The organism is Azotobacter chroococcum, from assembly GCF_004339665.1.
Taxonomy (GTDB): Bacteria; Pseudomonadota; Gammaproteobacteria; order Pseudomonadales; family Pseudomonadaceae; genus Azotobacter; species Azotobacter chroococcum.
Genome location: NZ_SMMU01000052.1, coordinates 1 through 19,970, shown reverse-complemented (window position 1 = coordinate 19,970; position 19,970 = coordinate 1). Strand labels below are relative to the sequence as shown.

Below are 19,970 nucleotides of genomic sequence, written 5' to 3'. Positions count from 1 at the left end.
TCGATGCCAAGATCAACTGGCAGTTCACCACCCAGGATGCGAGGGTCAAGCTACGCAGCCTATATCCGCAGATTGAAGTGTGTTGAGACACTAGGGCTACTTCTTCTTGCCCGGCGGCGCGCTCAGGTTGGGCATCTGGCGCACCGCTTCCACCGCCGGCCGGGCCTTGTCGTCGAGCAGCTCGCCGAGGTGGACGCGGCTGTTGCCGCCGGCGCCGGGGATCAGCTTCTGCTTGGGCTTCTTCGGCTTCTTCAGGATCGCGCCGCCCAGGGCGGTTTCCGGCACCCGGTGCTCGGGGCTGAACTCCGGCTCCTCGTGGCGCGGCAGCAGCTGGCGGATCAGCATCTCGATGGCGGCCAGCTGTTCGACCTCGTCGGCACAGACCAGCGAGATCGCCTCGCCGCTGGCGCCGGCGCGGCCGGTGCGGCCGATGCGATGCACGTAGTACTCGGGGGCGACCGGCAGGTCGAGATTGACCACCAGCGACAGGCCCTGGATGTCCAGCCCGCGCGAGGCCACGTCGGTGGCCACCAGCACCTGCAGCTCGCCGGCCTTGAACTGCTCCAGGGCGCGCAGGCGCGCCGGCTGCGGCAGGTCGCCGTGGATCGCGCCGGCCCGGTAGCCGCGCTGCTGCAGCTCCTCGGCCAGCCGCTCGACGCCCTTGCGGGTGCGCGAGAAGACCAGCACCTGCTCCCAGCGCTCGCGCTCCAGCAGGTGCAGGAACAGCTCGACCTTGCGCTTCTTGTCCACCGGGATCAGCCACTGGTCGACGCTCGGCGCCGCCGAATTGGGCGCGCTGATCTCGATGGTCAAGGGATCGCGCAACAGGCCGGTGGCGATCTGGCGGATCTCCTCGGAGAAGGTCGCCGAGCACAGCAGGGTCTGGCGCTGCTTCGGCAAGAGGGCGAAAAGCTCGTCCAGCTCGCGGGCGAAGCCCAGGTCGAGCATGCGGTCGGCCTCGTCGAGCACGAGGATCTGCAGCCGGTCGAAACGCACGGCGTTCTGCCGGTACAGGTCGAGCAGGCGGCCGGGCGTGGCCACCAGCACGTCGAGGCCCGGGCGCAGCATCATCATCTGCGGGTTGATGCTCACCCCGCCGTAGGCCACGGCGGTGCGCAGCGGCAGCTCCATGCCGCAGGCGCGAATGGACCCATGGACCTGCTCGGCCAGCTCGCGGGTCGGCACCAGCACCAGCGCACGCACCGAATTGGCGGCCACCGGCGGACCCTCCAGGGTCAGCCGCTGCAGCACCGGCAGGGCGAAACCGGCGGTCTTGCCGCTGCCGGTCTGCGCCGCCACCAGCAGGTCGCGGCCGGCGAGCAGCGCAGGAATCGCCTGGCGCTGCACCGGCGTGGGCAGGATGTAACCGAGTACGGGCAAAGTCCGCAAAAGAGGCTCGATCAGGCCGAGAGAGGCGAAGGTCATGACAGGCCACCAGTATGTAAAGGCGCCATTTTACCCGCAAAATTTGCGTGGTTGCTCGAAAAGTGGGCAACAAGCGGAGCGGCGCCGGACGAAAAGGACAGCAGACGACGAAACGGAGCGATTATTCCACGGCCGGCCGGAATTCGAAGGCCGACTTCAAGGGCGAAGGCCGTGGCGGGCGCGCATGTTCATATCCTGTCCCGCCGCCGCCGGCAAGCCTCCCCCCTCCTCGCCCCCCATCCATCCCGCCCGGCACGCGACCGGGCGCGGCTAGCGGGCGAGCCGCGCCAGCAGCCGGGTGCGCCAGTCGCAGCCGGAGAGCACCAGCAGGTGGCGGCGACGCAGCGCACCCTGGAAGATCGCCTCGGCGATGTCCTGCGCCGTGGGCGGGCGGTCCGCGCCGGGGTCGCCGGCATGGGAAGCGGTACAGACCAGCATCACGTTGACGCCGTCCGCCGCGACCTCGAGACGCAGCGCCTCGAACAGCCCGAGCAGGGCCTGCCGGCTGGCGGTCTCGGCGCCGTGGCCGGGACGCGCCGGCGCGAAGGCGGTCAGCGCGCCGGCCACGACGATCTGCCCGCGCCGCGCCAGCAGGCTGGGCAACGCCGCCCGGGCGCAATGCAGGGCGCCGAAGAAGTTGACCGCCATGACCTCGCGGAACACCTCCGGCTCGGTGTCAAGGACGCTGCCGTGCCGGCCGACGGCGGCGCAGCAGGCCAGCAGGTCGATGCCGCCGAAGCGCTCGCCGACCAGCACCACGGCGCGCTCCACCGCCTGCGCATCGCTCACGTCGCAGGGCAGACCGAAGGCCTCGGTGTTGTGGTGGTCGGCCAGGTGCTCGACCAGGCTGTCCAGCGCCAGCGGATCGCGGTCGAGCAGGGCCAGCTGCGCGCCGGCCTGCGCCAGGCGCACCGCCAGCGCCCGGCCGACGCCGGAGCAGCCGCCGCCGATCAGCGCCACCTGGCGCTCGAACACCCTGCTGGCAAAGACCTTGCGATGCATGCCGCCTCCCGGAAGCGGCGCGGGCACGGCCGCCCGCGCCCTTCCAGCATAGTCCGCCGGGCGCCGCTACTTTCGCGGCCTGGCCCGCGCGGTGGGTTCGGCGATCAGCGGATCGTCCGGCCAGTAGTGCTTGGGATAGCGGCCCTTGAGATCCTTCTTCACCTCGGCATAGGTATTGGCCCAGAAGCTCGCCAGGTCCTGGGTGACCTGCACCGGCCGGCGCGCTGGCGACAGCAGGTGCAGCTTGACCGCCAGCCGGCCGCCGGCGATGCGCGGCGTCGCGGCCAGGCCGAACAGCTCCTGCAGGCGCACGGCGAGCACCGGCGGCTCCTCGGCGTAGTCGAGGCGGATGCGCGAGCCGGACGGCACGGCGACGGCGGGCGGCGCCAGCTCGTCGAGGCGCTGCGGCAGCGGCCAGGACAGCAGGCCGGCGAGGATGCCGGGCAGGTCCAGGGCGGCGAAATGGCTGAGCCGCGAGACCCGCCCGAGGTACGGCGCCAGCCAGTCTTCAAGCGTCGCCAGCAGGGCCGCGTCGGACAGGTCCGGCCAGTCGCTCTCGCCCCTTTCCGCCAGGTCGAGGCGGCGCAGCAGCGCCACCCGCGCCTGCCACTGGCGCAGCTCGGGCGTCCAGGGCAGCAGCTCCAGGCCCTTGCGGCGCACCAGGGCGACCAGCGCCCGGCCGCGCGCCGCCTCGTCGAGCCCCGGCAGCGCCTGGCGCTCCAGCACCAGTTCGCCGATCCGCCGCTGGCGCTCGGCACGCAGCACGCCCTCGCGCTCGTCCCAGTCCAGCTCGTCGCGCACCGTCACCTGCTCGGCGAGCACGCCGTCGAACAGCGCCGGGTCGAGGTCGGCCGCCAGGTAGATGCGCTCCTCGCGCTGGCCCTGGCGACTGCCCAGCTCGGCGACCACCAGCCAGGCGTGCTTCATCAGCGCATCGGCTTCCGCGAACTGCGCGGCGCGGCCGTTGGCCAGGCGGTATTCGCCGCCGCCGGGACGCCGCTGGCAGGCGATGCGGTCCGGATAGGCGAAGGCCAGCAGCGCCCCCAGCCAGCGCGGATCGTCCGGATCGCCCACTTTCTCCTTCGCCTCCTTCGGCAGCAGGCCGCGGTACTGGCGGGCCAGTTGGCGGGCACGCTGCACGCCGCCCTGGGCGCCGCGCCCGGCCCGCTCGGCGCCGCTCAGCAGGGCCAGCCGGCTGTGCAGGTCGGCGCCGGCGCCGCGCAGGATGTCGCGCTCGCCGAGCAGCGCAGCGACATCGCAGGCCAGCGCGCCGAGGCCCAGCGCCTGGCCGCGCAGCAAAAGGTGCGCGATGCGCGGATGCGCCGGCAGCCCGGCCATCGCCTGGCCGTGGGCGCTCAGGCTGCCGCTGGGACTGAGCGCGCCGAGCCGCGCCAGCAGCTCGCGGGCCTGGGCGAAGGCGGCCGCCGGCGGCGCATCGAGCCAGGCCAGCTCGGCTGGTTCCACGCCCCAGCGCGCCAGTTGCAGGGCGAGGCCGGCGAGATCGGCCGCAAGGATTTCCGCGCCGTCGTGGGCGGCCAGCTGCTCGTGCTGGGCCTGCGACCACAGCCGGTAGCAGACCCCCGGCTCCAGGCGGCCGGCGCGGCCGGCGCGCTGGGTCGCCGAGGCACGGGAGATGCGCTGGGTGTCCAGGCGGGTCATGCCGCTGCCGGGGTCGAAGCGTGGCACCCGCGCCAGTCCCGCGTCGACCACCACGCGCACGCCGTCGATGGTCAGGCTGGTTTCGGCGATGTTGGTGGCCAGCACGACCTTGCGCGTACCGGCCGGCGCCGGCTCGATGGCGGCGCGCTGGGCGCTCAGGTCCAGTTCGCCGTGCAGCGGGCAGAGCAGGATCTCGGCGCGCCCGGCCAGCGCCTCGGACAGTTGCTCGTGCAGGCGACGAATCTCCGCCTGGCCGGGCAGGAACACCAGCAGGCTGCCGCCCTCCTCGTCGAGCGCCTGCAGCACGGTCTGCAGGACCCGCGGCTCGAGCCGCTCGCCGGGCGGCAACGACCGCCCCCAGCGGATCTCCACCGGATATATGCGCCCCTCGCTGCGCACCACCGGCGCCTCGTCCAGCAGCGCGGCGAGCCGCTCGCCCTCCAGGGTGGCGGACATCGGCAGCACCCTGAGCGGCGTGTCGCGCAGCAGGGCGCGGCCGTTCAGGGTCAGCGCCAGGGCCAGGTCGGCGTCCAGGCTGCGCTCGTGGAACTCATCGAAGATCACCAGGCCGACGCCCTCCAGCGCCGGGTCGTCCTGCAGGCGGCGGGTGAGGATGCCCTCGGTGACCACCTCGATGCGGGTGCGCGGGCCGACCCGGCTGTCCAGGCGGATGCGGTAGCCGACCGTCTCGCCGACCTTCTCGCCCAGCTCGCTGGCCAGGCGCTCGGCCGCCGCCCGCGCGGCCAGCCGGCGCGGCTCGAGCATCAGGATGCGCTGCCCGGCGAGCCAGGGCTCGTCGAGCAGGGCGAGCGGCACGCGGGTGGTCTTGCCGGCGCCGGGCGGGGCCTCCAGTACGGCTTCGTGGCGCAGGGACAGGGCCTCGCGCAGGGCGGGCAGGACGGCGTCTATGGGTAGCGGATTCATCGGGCACTCCAGGCAGGGGGCCGATTATAGGGCCCGCCACCAGCAGTGGACGCCTGTCACGGAGGCCTTGCTATAGTTGCCGCGGACAACCATCAGGACAGTTTCATGCACACCCGAACCCGCATCATGGGCGGCCTGCTGGCCGTCGCCCTGACCACCCAGTTGAGCGCCTGCGGCAGCCTCTTCTTCCCCGACCGGCGCGGCCAGATCGACGGCCAGATCGACTACCTGGTCGCCGGCCTGGATGCCGTCGGCCTGCTCTTCTACATCATTCCGGGGGTGATCGCCTTCGCCGTCGACTTCACCACCGGCGCCATCTACCTGCCGCCGGGCGAACGCTACTCGGTGGCCCCGGAAACCCTGCGCGACACCCTCGACGCCGACGGGCGCGTCGACCCGGTTCAGCTCAGGACGCTGATCGAGCGGCAAACCGGCCGCGCCCTGCCGGCGGGCGAACTGCGCGCGCTGCCGCGGGGCGCCAGCCCCGAGCAGCTCGCCGTCCTCGGCCTGGCCCCGGCCGCCTGAGTCCGCCGCCGGCTCCGGCGCGGCGGCGCCCCCTGCTATTATGCCGCCCCGCTTTCCATGCGCCGTTGAAGAGCCCTCCCGATGACGACCTCGCAGGAACATGCCCGCCTGATGCGCCTGGCCAGCGCCGCCGCCCTGGCCGTGGCCATCGGCCTGGCGCTGGCCAAGGCGATCGCCTGGTGGCTGAGCGGCTCGGTCAGCCTGCTCGCCGGCCTGACCGACTCGCTGCTGGACGGCGCCGCCTCGCTGATCAACCTGCTGGCGGTGCACTACTCGCTGCGTCCGGCGGACGACGACCACCGCTACGGCCACGGCAAGGCCGAGGCACTGGCCGGCCTCGGCCAGGCGGCGTTCATCGGCGTCAGCGCCATCCTGGTCGGCGTGCAGGGCGTCGACCGCCTGCTGCATCCGCAGCCGCTGTACGCGCAGACCCTGGGCATCGCGGTGATCCTGCTGTCGCTCGCGGCCACCGCCGGCCTGCTGCTGCTCCAGCGCCACGTGGTGCGGGTGACCGGCTCCACGGCGATCCGCGCCGACTCGCTGCACTACCGCTCCGACCTGCTGCTCAACACCAGCATCCTGCTCGCCCTGCTGCTGGTCCAGTTCGGTCTCGGCGAGCTGGACGCGCTGTTCGGCCTCGGCATCGCCGGCTACATCCTGTGGAGCGCCGTGCAGATCGCCCGCGAAGCGGTGACCGTGCTGATGGACGCCGAACTGTCGCCGGAGCTGCGCGAGCGGATCGCCGCACTGGCCGGCGGGGTGCCGGACGTCATCGACGTGCACGACCTGCGCACCCGCGTCTCGGGCACCCGCTGGTTCGTCCAGCTGCATGTGCGGCTGCCGGGCGAGATGACGCTGATCGAGGCCCACCAGCGCACCGAGGCGGTGGAACGGGCGATCCATGCGGAATTCCCGCGCGCCGAGGTGCTGGTGCATGCCGATCCGCCGCAGGGCGAGGCAGGCTGAGCGAAGGGGCGCAGCAACGAAAACGGGAGGAAAGGCCATGACCTTTCCTCCCGTTTCGGTTTCGTCCATTGCCGGCGAGGCTGTCGCCGTCTTCCCGCAGGCCTGGTTGGGTGCTGCGAGCCCGGGTGCCGCGCGACCCGGTAAGATCGCGCGGCGCCGGAGTGCCTGGTTGGGCGCTCCGGGTGGACCAGATGTCCGGGCCTCGAAGTTGGGAAAAGAATAAACCTGCGATTCCGACAGAGGATTGCGAACATTGCCTACCAAAGCACGACTTGCGCAATCATTCAGCAGGAAAGCAAGATAATCGGCAAACTTTCCACACGAGCCATCCGCCATGGGCAAACTCGACCGCTACGACCTGCGCATCCTCGCCGAACTGCAGCACGACGCCCGCCTCTCCAATCAGGAGCTGGCCGAGCGCATCGGCCTGTCGCCCTCGCCCTGCTCGCGGCGGGTCAAGCAACTCGAGGACGACGGCTACATCCTGCGCCAGGTGGCCCTGCTCGACCGCAAGCAGCTCGGCCTGACCCTCACCGCCTACGTGCTGATCGGCATGGACCGGCACACCCCGGAGCGCTTCGAGCATTTCGAGGCGATCATCGGCAAGTGCCCAGAGGTGCTGGAGTGCAGCCTGGTCACCGGGATGGACGCCGACTACCAGCTGAAGGTGGTGGTACCGGACATGGACAGCTACCAGCAGTTCCTGCTCGGCACCCTGACCCGCATCGATGGCGTCTCCAGCGTGCGCTCGAGCTTCGTCCTGCGCCAGGTGCAGTCGAGCACCGAGCTGCCGCTCGGCCACCTGCGCACCTGAGGCGCGGGCGACTCCGCTATACTCGCCGGTCTTTGTCACGAACCCGCCCGGAGGTCGCAATGGAGCCCGAAGTGTTCGAAGAGTGGATGATGATCGGCCTGGTCAGCGGCCTCATCCTGTACATGGCGTTCATCGTCTGGGACCTGGCGCGCAAGTCCAACGCCGGCCGTCTCGGCACCATGGTGCTGTTCTTCGCCCTCGGCCTCGGCGTGCTCGGCTTCGTCATCAAGACCCTGGTGATCGGCAGCCTGGAAGGGTTCTGAGGGTCCCCCGAATCATCGAGCAACGTAGGCCGGGTGCAGCCCCGCTCCTTGCGCAACCGCGCCGGCACCCTCCCGCCACTCCCCCGGCGCCAGGCCGCCCAGGCTTCGGCGCGGTCAAGGGGGAGTAGGTCCCCGACTTTTCCGGGCGTCAGCAGGGCCTACCAAAATGGTCAGCCAGTGCTAGGGTCAATAACGACCTTTTGGGAACCCTTGCTGTAAACGCCAGAATGTCGGTGTGTGAAACAGGCCGGCGCAACAGACTTCGCTACGACGCGTAATGCAGTTGTCCTGTCGTGTACTGCCATTGCCGCGATAGCGGATAACACACAAACATTACAAGCACGCATTTGGATAAGTCATTGCCAACAAGAGAGCGATGCCATGACTGAAACTGAATCGACCGACTTGATTTTCGATGTAGGCGCACACAAAGGAGAAGACTGCGACTTCTACTTCAAGCTCGGCTATCGCGTAGTCGCCATTGAAGCCAACCCGGTACTTGCCGACCATCTGAAAGAAAGATTCAGCAAAGAGATTGGCGACGGCAGCTTTGTATTGATCAACAAAGCCATCGGCGACACGGAGGGCACGATAAGCTTCTTCGTCAACAAGAAAAAATCCATCTGGGGGACAGCAAATCCCGAGTGGGCCAGGAGAAACAAGGCGCTCGACGCAGAATCGGAAGAGATAACAGTCGAAAGCATCCGTTTTTCCAAGATCATCGACACATACGGCTGCCCTCATTACCTGAAAATCGACATAGAAGGCGCCGATATGTGCTGCGTCAATGCTCTCAAAAGCATGGAGTACCGCCCGAAATACCTATCGCTTGAGTCGACGATGACTTCCTGGTTCGATTTATTGAATGAGTTCAAGACTCTTGAAAATCTCGGCTACACAAAGTTCAAGCTTGTGAACCAGAAAAAACACAAGGGCGGAAAGTTCAGAACCCGAAACGGGGAGTTGATCAGTCACAAGTTTGAAGAAGGCGCCTCGGGACCTTTTGGCGACAACCTCGATGGTGTGTGGCTGACCAAATGGCAAGCGATACGCGCCTATGTGCCGATATTCATTCGTTACAAGACAATCGGCGTCCATAGCCCTCCATCGAAAGTGGTCAAACGCACGCAGATGCTTCGCCGGCTTCACCGTGTGTTCAGCTATGACAGTTGGTACGACACGCATGCCATGCGGGAATAATCACTTCCCTTCCCCCTCACAACCGCGCCGGCACTTCCTTCCACTCCCCCGGTGCCAGCCCCTCCAGGCTCCAGGGGCCGATGCGCACCCGCACCAGGCGCAGGGTCGGCAGGCCGACCGCGGCGGTCATGCGCCGCACCTGGCGGTTGCGCCCCTCGCGGATGGTCAGCTCCAGCCAGGCGGTCGGCACGCTCTTGCGAAAGCGCACCGGCGGATCGCGCGGCCAGAGTTCGGGTTCTGGGAGCCTGCGCGCCTCGGCCGGCAGGGTCGGGCCGTCGTTGAGCGTCACCCCCTCGCGCAGGCGCTGGAGCTGCTCGTCGCTCGGTTCGCCCTCCACCTGCACCCAGTAGGTCTTGGCCAATTTGTGCCTGGGATCGGCGATGCGCGCCTGCAGGCGGCCGTCGCTGGTCAACAGCAGCAGGCCCTCGCTGTCGCGGTCCAGGCGCCCGGCCGGATAGACGCCGGGAACCGGGATGAAGTCCTTGAGAGTCGCCCGCCCGTCGCCGCCGCTGAACTGGGTGAGCACGTCGAACGGCTTGTTGAACAGGATCAGCCGCGGCGCGGCCGGCGGCGCCTTGGGCGGACCCGGACGGCGGGCGGGCACCTGGCCGGCGGGACGGCGGGATGCGGGACGGGCTGGGCGGGCCATGGAGGGTTCACCGGACAAAAAGGGGCGCCCATGCTAGGGGCGCCCCTTGCCTCCGGCAAGCCTCAGCCCTCGCCGAGCAGGAAGTTGCCCGGCCCCGAGGCGCCGCCGTCCAGTTGCAGCAGTTGCGCCTCGTCCTTCAGTTCCACCCCGGAGAGCTGGCGGCGGCTGGCCTCGCGCATCAGGTAGAGCAGCTTGTGGGCGGCCATCGCGTAGCTCAGACCCTCCGGGCGCACGTTGGAGATGCAGTTGCGCGCGGCGTCGGTGAGGCCGATGCGCGGCGCGAAGGTGAAGTACAGGCCCAGGCTGTCCGGCGAGCTGAGACCGGGGCGCTCGCCGATGAGGATGACCGTCATCCGCGCGCCGAGCAGTTCGCCGATCTCGTCGGCCACCGCCACCCGGCCCTGCTCGACCAGGCTGACCGGCGCCAGCGACCAGCCTTCGGCCGGCAGCCGCTCCAGCAGGCAGTCGAGCAGCGGCAGGGCGTGGCGCTGCACGGCCAGCGCCGAGAGTCCGTCAGCGACGACGATGGCCAGATCCCGGCCGCCGCCGTGCGCGGCCCGGTGCTCGCGCAGCCGGGCGGCGCAATCGGCCTGCAGCCGGCGCCCCAGGTCGGGCCGTTGCAGGTAGGTGTCGCGGTCCCGGGCGGCGCTGTGCAGCAGCAGGCTGTCGAGGCCGCGCTGGCGCAGCCCGTCCTGCAGGGCGGCGGGTTCGAACGGCAGGTGCACGGCGTCGCGCGCCTGGGCATGGGCGAACTGGAAGGAAAGGTGTGCCGCGGTCGGCAGGCTGGCGCCGGCGCGGCCGAGAGCGATGCGCGCCGGGGTCAGGCGGCGCAGCTGCTGCCAGGGGTTTTCGGTGGTGGGGGATCTGTCGGACATCGGAAACCTCGGAATAGGTGGCTCTTGTTGGAACGGATTTATCCGCGATCCAGCGGAATATCGCGGATAAATCCGCTCCTACAGGGCAAGCGGTTCAGGACAGGCGCGCCAGCGCCGGGCGGAAGGCCGCCGGCAGCTCGTCGCCCAAGGTCAGCCGGCCGCCTTCCTGACGCAGGATGCCCATCCGCGCGAGCCACGCCTCGAACTCCGGCGCGGCGCGCAGGCCGAGGCTCTGCCGGGCGTAGAGGGCGTCGTGGAAGGAGGTGCTCTGGTAGTTGAGCATCACGTCGTCGGAGCCGGGCACGCCCATGATGAAGTTGACCCCGGCCACGCCGAGCAGGGTCAGCAGCATGTCCATGTCGTCCTGGTCGGCCTCGGCGTGGTTGGTGTAGCAGATGTCGCAGCCCATCGGCAGGCCGAGCAGCTTGCCGCAGAAGTGGTCCTCGAGCCCCGCGCGGATGATCTGCTTGCCGTTGTAGAGGTATTCCGGACCGATGAAGCCGACCACGGTGTTCACCAGAAGCGGCCTGAAGCGCCGCGCCGCGCCGTAGGCGCGCGCCTCGCAGGTCTGCTGGTCGACGCCGTGGTGGGCGTTGGCCGACAGCGCGCTGCCCTGCCCGGTCTCGAAGTACATGAGGTTGTCGCCGAGGCTGCCGCGCTTGAGGCTGAGGCCGGCCTCGTAACCCTCGCGCAGCATTGCGAGGTCGATGCCGAAGCTGGCGTTGGCCGCCTCAGTGCCGGCGATCGACTGGAACACCAGGTCGACCGGCAGGCCGCGTTCGATGGCGGCGATCGACGAGGTGACGTGGGTGAGCACGCAGGCCTGGGTGGGAATCTGGTAGTGCTGGATCACCGCGTCGAGCATCTTCAAGAGTTCGCCGATCGCCTCCAGGCTGTCGCTGGCCGGGTTGACGCCGATCACCGCGTCGCCGTTGCCGTAGAGCAGGCCGTCCAGCACGCTGGCGGCGATGCCCGCCGGATCGTCGGTGGGATGGTTGGGCTGCAGGCGGGTGGAGAGCCGTCCGCGCTGCCCGAGGCTGTTGCGAAAGCGCGTCTCCACGCGGATCTTCTGCGCCACCAGCACCAGGTCTTGGACGCGCATCAGCTTGGATACCGCAGCGGCCATCTCCGGGGTCAGCCCCGGCGCCAGGGCGCGCAGACCGGCCTCGTCGGCCGCCGGACCGAGCAGCCAGTCGCGCAGGCCGCCGACGGTGAGATGGGCCACCGGGGCGAAGGCCGCGGCGTCGTGGCTGTCGAGGATCAGCCGGGTGACCTCGTCCGCCTCGTAGGGGATCACCGCCTCGTTCAGGAAGTGCCCGAGCGGCACCTCGGCCAGCGCCATCTGCGCCGCCACCCGTTCGGCGTCGCTCTCTGCCGCCACCCCGGCCAGGTAGTCGCCGGAGCGCGCCGGACTGGCCTTGGCCAGCAGTTCGCGAAGACTGTCGAAGCGCCAGGTCTGGCCGCCGACGGCATGGGCAAAACCGCTCATGGGAATTCCCTCCCGGAAAAAGGTCGTGTGCGGAAACCTTAGGGCCTGTTGACGTTTGGGCGTGAGCCGCGTTGCCGCGCCAAATGCCGCCAGGCAAGGCGCGGGTCGCCGGCAATGGTCATTCCCTTGCCAAGACCCGCAACGCCGCATGGCGGCATTTGACGCGCAACCCGAAGGGACGGGGCCCGTTTGGCGCAGCACGGCGTCGCTCGTCGTTCATTTGGAATGACCAAACTTCTCTCCTCGTTCCTTGTTCTGCGCCAGACGGGCCGCCGTCGCGGCCTACGCCCAAACGTCAACAGGCCCTAGCGCCCCTCGCTCCGACGGGATGCTCCGACGCCATTGAAGCAGAGCCGCGGCCGCCAGCCTACCCACTGCCACCGGGTCGGCTAGAGCGACCCTCGGCGCCACGCTACACTGGCGCTCCACGACCACGGCAGACCCCGATGAACGCGCCCACGGCTCCCGTCCTGTTCAGCCCCGCCTGGCACGCCGAGCTGGACCTCGCCTATGCCCGCGCCGGCGATGCCACGCGCCCGGTGCGCCGCCGCCACGCAGGGCCGCTGCGGGTGCAGAAACACCTCTACCCGGAAGGGCCGCAGGTCTGCCAGCACATCCTCGTCCATCCGCCGGGCGGCATCGCCGGCGGCGACCGCCTGGAGATCGCCGCCGAGGTCGGCAGCGGCGCCTGGGCGCAGCTGACCAGCCCCGGCGCGGCCAAGTGGTATCGCGCCGCCGCCCCGGCCATGCAGCAATTAAGGTTGCGCGTGGCGGCCGGCGCCACCCTGGAATGGCTGCCCCAGGAAACCATCGTCTACTCCGCCGCCCAGGCCGAGCTGTCCACGCGGATCGAACTGGAGGGCGACGCCCGGCTGTGCTACTGGGATATCGTCGCCCTCGGCCGGCCGGCCAGCGACGAGCGCTTCGCCGCCGGCCATTACCGCGCCGCCCTGGACATCCACCGCGACGGCCGCCTGCTCTGGCACGAGCGCCAGCGCCTGGACGGCGGCGACGGCCTGCTCGACTCGCCGATCGGCCTGGACGGCGCGCCGGTGTTCGCCACCCTTCTGGTCACCGGCGAGATCGACGCCGCGCTGCTGGCGCGCTGCCGCGAACTCCCCACGCAGGTGCGCGGCGACCTCACCCAACTGCCGAATCTGCTGGTCGGCCGCTGCCTGGCCGACCAGGCACTGCACGCCCGTGCCTGGCTGATCGACCTCTGGCGCCTGCTGCGCCCCGCCCTGCTCGGCCGCGACGCCCTTCCCCCCCGCATCTGGAGCACCTGAATGGATCTGACGCCCCGCGAGAAAGACAAGCTGCTGATCTTCACCGCCGGCCTGCTGGCCGAGCGGCGCCTGGCCCGCGGCCTCAGGCTCAACCACCCGGAAGCCGTGGCCTACATTTCCGCCGCCCTGCTCGAGGGCGCCCGCGACGGCCACTCGGTGGCCGAGCTGATGCACATCGGCACCACCCTGCTGACCCGCGACCAGGTGATGGAGGGCGTGCCGGAGATGATCCCGGAGATCCAGATCGAGGCCACCTTCCCCGACGGCACCAAGCTGGTGACCGTGCACCAACCGATCGCATGAGGAGCCCGCGATGATCCCCGGCGAATACCAGATCCAGGACGGCGAAATAGAACTCAACGCCGGCCGCCGCACCCTCATCCTGTCCGTGGCCAACACGGGCGACCGGCCGATCCAGGTCGGCTCCCACTACCACTTCTTCGAAACCAACGACGCGCTGCTCTTCGACCGCGCCCAGGCCCGCGGCATGCGCCTGAACATCCCGGCCGGCACCGCGGTGCGCTTCGAGCCGGGACAGAGCCGCGAGGTCGAGCTGGTCGAGCTGGCCGGCCTGCGCCGGGTCTACGGCTTCGCCGGACGGGTGATGGGCGAACTCTGAGGCATGGGTCGGGTGGAAAACGCCGCAGGCTTTTCCACCGCTCACGGAACACGCGGTGGACAAGTAAAGCGTTGTCCACCCTGAGAACAGGAACGAACGCCATGAAAATCAGCAGACAAGCCTACGCCGACATGTTCGGCCCCACGGTCGGCGACCGCGTGCGCCTGGCCGACACCGACCTGTGGATCGAGGTGGAGCAGGATTTCACCGTCTACGGCGAGGAAGTGAAGTTCGGCGGCGGCAAGGTGATCCGCGACGGCATGGGCCAGGGCCAGCTCGCGAGTGACGCGGTGGTCGACACCCTGATCACCAACGCACTGATCCTCGATCACTGGGGCATCGTCAAGGCCGACGTCGGCCTCAAGAACGGGCGCATCGCCGCCATCGGCAAGGCCGGCAACCCGGACATCCAGCTGGGGGTGACCATCGCCATCGGCGCCGCCACCGAAGTGATCGCCGGCGAGGGCATGATCCTCACCGCCGGCGGCATCGACAGCCACATCCACTTCATCTGCCCGCAGCAGATCGAAGAGGCGCTGATGAGCGGCATCACCACCATGATCGGCGGCGGTACGGGACCGGCCACCGGCACCAACGCCACCACCGTCACCCCCGGTCCCTGGCACATCGCGCGCATGCTGCAGGCCGCCGACGCCTTCCCGATGAACCTCGGCTTCACCGGCAAGGGCAACGCCAGCCTGCCGCAGCCGCTGGTCGAGCAGATCGAGGCCGGTGCCATCGGCCTCAAACTGCACGAAGACTGGGGCACCACCCCGGCGGCCATCGACAACTGCCTGAGCGTCGCCGACCAGTATGACGTGCAGGTGGCGATCCACACCGACACCCTCAACGAATCCGGCTTCGTCGAGACCAGCCTGGCCGCCTTCAAGGGCCGCACCATCCACACCTACCACACCGAAGGCGCCGGCGGCGGCCACGCGCCGGACATCATCAAGGCCTGCAGCCTGCCCAACGTGCTGCCCAGCTCGACCAACCCGACCCGCCCGTTCACCCGCAACACCATCGACGAGCACCTGGACATGCTGATGGTCTGCCACCACCTCGACCCGAGCATCGCCGAGGACGTTGCGTTTGCCGAAAGCCGCATCCGCCGCGAGACCATCGCCGCCGAGGACATCCTCCACGACCTCGGCGCCCTCAGCATGATCAGCTCCGACAGCCAGGCCATGGGCCGGGTCGGCGAGGTGATCGTCCGCACCTGGCAGACCGCCGACAAGATGAAGAAGCAGCGCGGCGCCCTGCCCGAGGACGCGCCGGGCAACGACAACTTCCGGGTCAAGCGCTATGTCGCCAAGTACAGCATCAACCCGGCGATCACCCACGGCATCAGCCACGAGGTCGGCTCGGTGGAGGTCGGCAAGTGGGCCGACCTGGTGCTCTGGCGTCCGGCCTTCTTCGGCGTGAAGCCGTCCCTGATCCTCAAGGGCGGCGCCATCGCCGCGAGCCTGATGGGCGACGCCAACGCCTCGATCCCCACCCCGCAGCCGGTGCACTACCGGCCGATGTTCGCCAGCTTCGCCGGCGCGCGCCATGCCACCAGCATCACCTTCATCAGCCAGGCGGCGCTGGCCGCCGGAGTGCCGGAACGGCTCGGGCTGCAGAAGCGCATCGGCGTGGTCAAGGGCTGCCGCAACCTGCAGAAGAAGGACCTGATCCACAACGGCGCCACCCCGCAGATCGAGGTCGACCCGCAGACCTACCAGGTCAGGGCCGACGGCCAGCTGCTCTGGTGCGAACCGGCCGAGGTGCTGCCGCTGGCGCAGCGCTACTTCCTCTTCTAACCTCTCGGCCGGCCAGCAATGGCTTTTAGCCATAATCACTGGCAGCGACCACCGCCAAGCCCGCCGGTCGCGGCGGGCCGGCTGCCGCTCATCGGCGCCGCGCGCGCCCGCCTGGACATGACACGTCCGGTAACGCCCCGAATGCGCGGGGCGGGTTGAGCCCGGCCGGCGGCTTCGGGATACTGCGCGGCGCCATGCGTCACGCTGGCCACGAAACAGGCACTAAAGGCGTCGTACGAAACGTCCGTCGCGAGAACAAGGAGCCAACCCCTTGAAAAAACGAAGCGATCTCATCTGGACGCTGATCGGCCTCGGGGCGGTGGTACTGTCCTGTTTCCTGCTCTATCGCGAGCTGCGCAACATTTCCCTGGGAGATATCGCCGACAGCCTGCGGGCGATCCCCGCCAGTGGCTGGCTGATGGCTTCGACGGCCACCTGCGGCGCCTACTGGGCGCTGGCCTGGTACGACCGTATCGCCATCGCCCACCTGGGCAAGCGCATCCCCTGGCGCTTCATCACCCTCTGCTCCTTCACCACCTACGCCCTGGCCCACAACATCGGCGCCTCGGTGTTCTCCGGCGCCATGGTGCGCTACCGCGCCTACCGCACCAAGGGCCTGTCGCCCCACGAGATCGGCATCCTCATCGTCTTCTGCTCCTTGACCTTCGCCCTCGGCACCCTGCTGACCGGCGGCTGCGTGCTGGTGCTGCAGCCCGCGCTGATCCAGCGCCTGGTCGAGATCCCGCCGCCGCTCTCGGTGACGATCGGCAGCGCCCTGCTGTCGCTGGTGGCCCTCTACGTGCTCGGCTCCTGGCGCCAGTTCAAGCCCTGGACCCTGGGCAAGCTGCACATCGAGTACCCGAGCCTGCCGATCGTCGGCCGCCAGTTGCTCGCCGGACCGCTGGAGCTGCTCTGCGCCGCCGCGATCATCTATTTCGCCCTGCCGGCGGAAAACAGCCCCGACTACCTGACGGTACTCGGCGTGTTCCTCGCCTCCTTCTCCCTGGCCCTGCTGTCGCACGCCCCCGGCGGCCTCGGCGTGCTCGAGGTGACCTTCCTCGCCGCCCTGCCGGAACTCGATCCGGCGGACGTGCTGGCCGCACTGGTCGTGTTCCGCGGCTTCTACCTGCTGATACCCTTCGTCCTGTCGCTGCTGGTGGTGCTGGGCTTCGAATGGAGCCAGTGGCAGGCCCGCCGCGACGCCGCCGGAGACCATTGACCCGAGGGGCTGCCGCTGGCGCGGCGCTATTTCCTCTTCTGAAGAAGGGCGCGGCGGCGCCGTGCAGGACCGCGGGGGCGGGTCCAGACTGGAGGGACTACCACGCTTCGGCGAACTTCAGGAGAACTACCCATGCCCCGATTCACTGCCCTGCATGCCTTCACGGGACTGCTGCTGGCCGGCGCGCTGCTCGATGCCCGCGCGGCCACCGTGATCCCGCTGAAGGGCCAGACCCCGGAACAGATCCAGGCGGACGTCGCCGCCTGCCAGTCGCAGGCCGGTAGCACCCAGGCCAGCTCGTCCAGCCAGAGCGACGACTCACAGGGCGGCGGGCGGGCGCGCGGCGCGGCGCGGGGCGCCGTGGCCGGCGCGGCGGCCGCCGAGGTGCGCGGCAAGCAGCACGAGGAGCTCTACGACAAGGTCGACGACGACATCAAGGAGGAGTACCGCCAGGAACAGGCCCGCCAGACGGCTGCCGCCGGCGCGGCGGTCGGCGGCTCCCGCCAGCGCCAGGAGCGCCGCGAGGACCGCCGTGCCGATCAAAGCAGCGAGCAGAGCAGCGCCAACGCGGAGCAGGCCTATATCAACTGCATGAGCGCCCGCGGCTACTCGGTCAGCCCCTGAGCCCGCCCCAACCGCCGGCCGCGATGCCTGGCAGAAGGCCCGCGCCGGGTACCGAAACGGGCCTCGCCCTTGAAACCCAAAAATCCGGATACATATCCATGCCTGCGCCGGGCGTCAGGCCCTGCACGGGCTGCCGGGCCGTATCCCGCGCCCGGCCCGGGCACGGCACTGGCCAAACCGCAGCGGATCGACCATAGTCGACCGCCGTCCCCGGCAACACTTGATCAGGAGTAACCCAATGCTCGATTGGCTGAAAAGCAACACGGCTGCAGCACGCGAAAAGCTCGCCACCGAAGTGACCAAGTTCCGCAACCGCGAGTTCATGGAAGCAGTGGTCGCCGGCTGCGCGCTGGTGGCGGCCGCCGACGGCAGCATCAGCAGCAGCGAAAAGCAGAAGATGATCGGCTTCATCCAGAACTCGAACGAGCTCAAGGTGTTCGAGCTCAACGAGGTCATCAAGGCCTTCACCGACATCTGCCTCAAGTTCGAATTCGATGCCGAGATCGGCCGCGCCGAGGCGCTGCGCACGGTCTGCAAGCTGCGCGGCAAGGACGATGCAGCCCGCCTGCTGGTGCGCGTCTGCTGTGCGATCGGCAACTCCGACGGCAACTTCGACGAAGGCGAGCGCACCGTCTGCCGCAGCATCTGCGCCGAACTCGGCCTGAACCCGGGCGACTTCGGGCTCTGATTCCCTCCCCGGCCGCAGCGGCAGGCGCTCAGGCCGTCCGCCGCTGCACCCAGACCGACAGCACCCCGCTGGCGATGACGATGGCGATGCCCAGCAGGGCGCCGCCATCGGGCACATGGCCAAAGGCGACAAGGCCGACCAGCACGGCGAAGATCAGCTGCGAATAGGTGAAGGGCGCCAGGGTCGCGGCACTGGCGTAGCGGTACGCATGGCTCAGCAGCAGGTGCCCGAGCATCGCCACGCCGCCCACCACGGAGAGCAGCAGGCCGTCGTGCAGGTCGGGCGTCTCCCAGTAGAACGGCACCAGCAGGCTCAGCAGCAGGGAGCCGACCAGGCTGGAGAGGAAGTTGCAGGTGACCGGGTCGTCGCTCTCGCTGAGACGCCGGGTGAGCAGCATGAAGACCGCCAGACACAGCGCCGCGCCCAGCGGCAGCAGGGCCGCCGGGGTGAACAGCGCGCCGCCCGGCCGCACGATGACCAGCACGCCGAGCAGACCGAGGATCACCGCCCCCCACTGGCCGCGGCTGACCCGCTCGCGCAGCAGCGTCGCCGACAGGCCGGTGATGAACAGCGGCGCCAGGAACAGCACCGCGGTCGCCTCGCCAATCGGGATGTGGCGCAGGGACGAGACGAACAGCAGGCTGACCGCGACCAGGCACAGCCCCCGGACCAGCTGCAGCAGCGGGTGGGATGTGCGGACGATGGCCAATCCCCGGCGCGGCCCGAACAGCAGCAGCATCGCGGTGCTCTGCGACAGATAGCGCGCCCAGACCACCAGGATCAGCGGATGGCTCAGCGCCAGGTACTTGGCCATGCCGTCATGGCTGGCCAGGACCAGTCCGGCGGCGAGAATCAGCAGTATCCCGTGGAATGGATGGGAGGCGGTGTTCAAGGACGAACCCTCGACAAGGGACGGACGGAAGGAACCGAAAGCAGCCTAAGCGTTATGCTTGATAAGCATCAAGCGCAAAAACACCCGCATGCCATTGCAGCGAATGCAACAAACCCTCTGGCTCTTTGACACGACTGGGCCTGGCCGCCGGGCAGGCGTTATCCTGCGGCCTTGCCCGAGGCATCGGCTGGATACGGAGGCAGCCGGCGGCCCAAGCGGAAACAGGGAGAAAGCGATGATTGGCAGGAGCAAGGCGGTTCTGGCGCTGCTCGCCGGAGCGGCCGCGACGGCACCGGCCCAGATGCTGGAGCGCGAACTGGGCGACCTCGAACTGAAACTCGGCTCGACGCCGAGCCGCAGCATGGCCCAGGGACTGGTGCAGCCGGAGCGGGTCGGCACTTTCCACGGCGGCTTCGACCTGACCCACCCCGACGGCTGGTACCTCGGCAACTGGTCGCCGAGCGCCGGCCTGCTCGGCAACAGCCGGCTGGAGCTGAACTCCTACCTGGGCTACCAGCGCGCCTCCGACGACACCCTGGGCTACGAGTTCGGCCTGATCCGCTACAGCTTCCCGCGCCTGGAAGACCTCGACCGGCACGAGCTGTACGCCGGCATCAGCCTCGCGGACAGCCGCCTGGGCGCCGCTTGGAACCTGGCCCCCGGGCGCAGCGACGGCACCCTGCTGCTCGACTTGGACCTGCTGCACCCGCTGAACCTGGACATGACCCTGACCTACGCCAACCATGCCCTGGACCGCCCGGTGCAGCTGTCCGACGGCGCCAGCTTGCAGCGCTTCAACGACTGGTCGCTGAACCTGTCGCGCCCCTGGCTCGGCCTGCAGGTCGGCGTCAGCTACAGTGGCTCGGACCTGCGCGGCAGCGGCTGCAGCGCCTATTCGGGGCAGAACGCCCAGTGCGACGACTCCCTGACGCTGCGCCTGGAGCATCCACTGTTCTAGGTTCTGTTGACGCAAGCCCAGTGCTAAAACTGGGCTTTTGCCATGACTGACAGAAGCCGACTGAGCGACAGGGAATGGTCCCGCATACAAA

General features: G+C 69.3%; 20 protein-coding genes. 13 read left to right on the top strand and 7 right to left on the bottom strand.

The window, feature by feature from the left end:
* Positions 1–96: 96 nt before the first annotated feature.
* The 3 genes from EV691_RS21420 to hrpB all read right to left on the bottom strand — a co-directional run bounded on the left by EV691_RS21420 (position 97) and on the right by hrpB (position 5,010).
* Positions 97–1,425 carry a DEAD/DEAH box helicase gene (locus tag EV691_RS21420; protein WP_131301000.1) on the bottom strand — a complete coding sequence of 443 codons (1,329 nt, stop codon included), beginning with the start codon at positions 1,423–1,425 and terminating at the stop codon, positions 97–99.
* Between the two features lie 270 nt (positions 1,426–1,695).
* Complete coding sequence (locus EV691_RS21415) at positions 1,696–2,427, bottom strand: SDR family oxidoreductase (RefSeq protein ID WP_131300998.1); 732 nt, start codon at positions 2,425–2,427, stop codon at positions 1,696–1,698.
* Positions 2,428–2,493: 66 nt separating this feature from the next.
* Positions 2,494–5,010 carry an ATP-dependent helicase HrpB gene (hrpB, locus tag EV691_RS21410; RefSeq protein WP_131300996.1) on the bottom strand — a complete coding sequence of 839 codons (2,517 nt, stop codon included), beginning with the start codon at positions 5,008–5,010 and terminating at the stop codon, positions 2,494–2,496.
* 105 nt (positions 5,011–5,115) lie between these two features.
* Between hrpB and EV691_RS21405 the strand changes: the two genes are divergently transcribed.
* From EV691_RS21405 to EV691_RS21385, 5 genes are all read left to right on the top strand, one after another.
* On the top strand, positions 5,116–5,535 hold the full coding sequence (locus EV691_RS21405; protein WP_131300994.1) for a polyribonucleotide nucleotidyltransferase: 420 nt from the start codon (positions 5,116–5,118) through the stop codon (positions 5,533–5,535).
* An 81-nt stretch (positions 5,536–5,616) separates the two neighbouring features.
* Positions 5,617–6,501 carry a cation diffusion facilitator family transporter gene (locus tag EV691_RS21400; RefSeq protein WP_131300992.1) on the top strand — a complete coding sequence of 295 codons (885 nt, stop codon included), beginning with the start codon at positions 5,617–5,619 and terminating at the stop codon, positions 6,499–6,501.
* Between the two features lie 334 nt (positions 6,502–6,835).
* The gene (locus EV691_RS21395; RefSeq protein WP_089169138.1) at positions 6,836–7,315 is read left to right on the top strand and encodes an Lrp/AsnC family transcriptional regulator; all 480 of its coding nucleotides are present in this window, start codon (positions 6,836–6,838) and stop codon (positions 7,313–7,315) included.
* 59 nt (positions 7,316–7,374) lie between these two features.
* Positions 7,375–7,578, top strand: a complete 204-nt coding sequence (locus EV691_RS21390) for a DUF2788 domain-containing protein (protein WP_039805838.1) — start codon at positions 7,375–7,377, stop codon at positions 7,576–7,578.
* 381 nt (positions 7,579–7,959) lie between these two features.
* Positions 7,960–8,778 carry an FkbM family methyltransferase gene (locus EV691_RS21385; protein ID WP_131300990.1) on the top strand — a complete coding sequence of 273 codons (819 nt, stop codon included), beginning with the start codon at positions 7,960–7,962 and terminating at the stop codon, positions 8,776–8,778.
* Positions 8,779–8,794: 16 nt separating this feature from the next.
* On the opposite strand, the gene EV691_RS21380 is transcribed toward EV691_RS21385, so the two are convergent.
* From EV691_RS21380 to EV691_RS21370, 3 genes are all read right to left on the bottom strand, one after another.
* Positions 8,795–9,427: a pseudouridine synthase gene (locus EV691_RS21380; RefSeq protein ID WP_131300988.1), complete on the bottom strand. Its 633-nt coding sequence runs from the start codon at positions 9,425–9,427 to the stop codon at positions 8,795–8,797.
* A 62-nt stretch (positions 9,428–9,489) separates the two neighbouring features.
* Positions 9,490–10,302, bottom strand: a complete 813-nt coding sequence (gene eutC, locus EV691_RS21375; protein WP_131300987.1) for an ethanolamine ammonia-lyase subunit EutC — start codon at positions 10,300–10,302, stop codon at positions 9,490–9,492.
* A gap of 94 nt (positions 10,303–10,396) precedes the next feature.
* Entirely contained in the window at positions 10,397–11,791 is a 1,395-nt protein-coding gene (locus EV691_RS21370; protein WP_131300985.1) for an ethanolamine ammonia-lyase subunit EutB, read from the bottom strand.
* 446 nt (positions 11,792–12,237) lie between these two features.
* Here EV691_RS21370 and EV691_RS21365 point away from each other — a divergent pair, with 446 nt between their 5' ends.
* The 7 genes from EV691_RS21365 (at position 12,238) to EV691_RS21335 (ending at position 18,029) form a co-directional block, all read left to right on the top strand.
* Positions 12,238–13,077: an urease accessory protein UreD gene (locus EV691_RS21365; protein ID WP_131300983.1), complete on the top strand. Its 840-nt coding sequence runs from the start codon at positions 12,238–12,240 to the stop codon at positions 13,075–13,077.
* The gene (locus EV691_RS21360) at positions 13,078–13,380 is read left to right on the top strand and encodes an urease subunit gamma (protein WP_131300981.1); all 303 of its coding nucleotides are present in this window, start codon (positions 13,078–13,080) and stop codon (positions 13,378–13,380) included.
* Positions 13,381–13,390: 10 nt separating this feature from the next.
* A complete protein-coding gene (locus tag EV691_RS21355; protein WP_131300979.1) occupies positions 13,391–13,696 on the top strand; it encodes an urease subunit beta in 306 nt (101 codons plus the stop codon).
* 101 nt (positions 13,697–13,797) lie between these two features.
* Positions 13,798–15,498, top strand: a complete 1,701-nt coding sequence (ureC, locus tag EV691_RS21350) for an urease subunit alpha (protein ID WP_131300977.1) — start codon at positions 13,798–13,800, stop codon at positions 15,496–15,498.
* A 271-nt stretch (positions 15,499–15,769) separates the two neighbouring features.
* Positions 15,770–16,717: a lysylphosphatidylglycerol synthase transmembrane domain-containing protein gene (locus EV691_RS21345; RefSeq protein WP_131300975.1), complete on the top strand. Its 948-nt coding sequence runs from the start codon at positions 15,770–15,772 to the stop codon at positions 16,715–16,717.
* Positions 16,718–16,849: 132 nt separating this feature from the next.
* Positions 16,850–17,341 carry a YMGG-like glycine zipper-containing protein gene (locus EV691_RS21340; RefSeq protein WP_131300973.1) on the top strand — a complete coding sequence of 164 codons (492 nt, stop codon included), beginning with the start codon at positions 16,850–16,852 and terminating at the stop codon, positions 17,339–17,341.
* 238 nt (positions 17,342–17,579) lie between these two features.
* Entirely contained in the window at positions 17,580–18,029 is a 450-nt protein-coding gene (locus tag EV691_RS21335; RefSeq protein ID WP_131254876.1) for a tellurite resistance TerB family protein, read from the top strand.
* 28 nt (positions 18,030–18,057) lie between these two features.
* On the opposite strand, the gene EV691_RS21330 is transcribed toward EV691_RS21335, so the two are convergent.
* A complete protein-coding gene (locus EV691_RS21330; protein WP_207390271.1) occupies positions 18,058–18,921 on the bottom strand; it encodes a DMT family transporter in 864 nt (287 codons plus the stop codon).
* A 235-nt stretch (positions 18,922–19,156) separates the two neighbouring features.
* Here EV691_RS21330 and EV691_RS21325 point away from each other — a divergent pair, with 235 nt between their 5' ends.
* Positions 19,157–19,879, top strand: a complete 723-nt coding sequence (locus EV691_RS21325; protein ID WP_131300971.1) for a TorF family putative porin — start codon at positions 19,157–19,159, stop codon at positions 19,877–19,879.
* Positions 19,880–19,970: the final 91 nt, after the last annotated feature.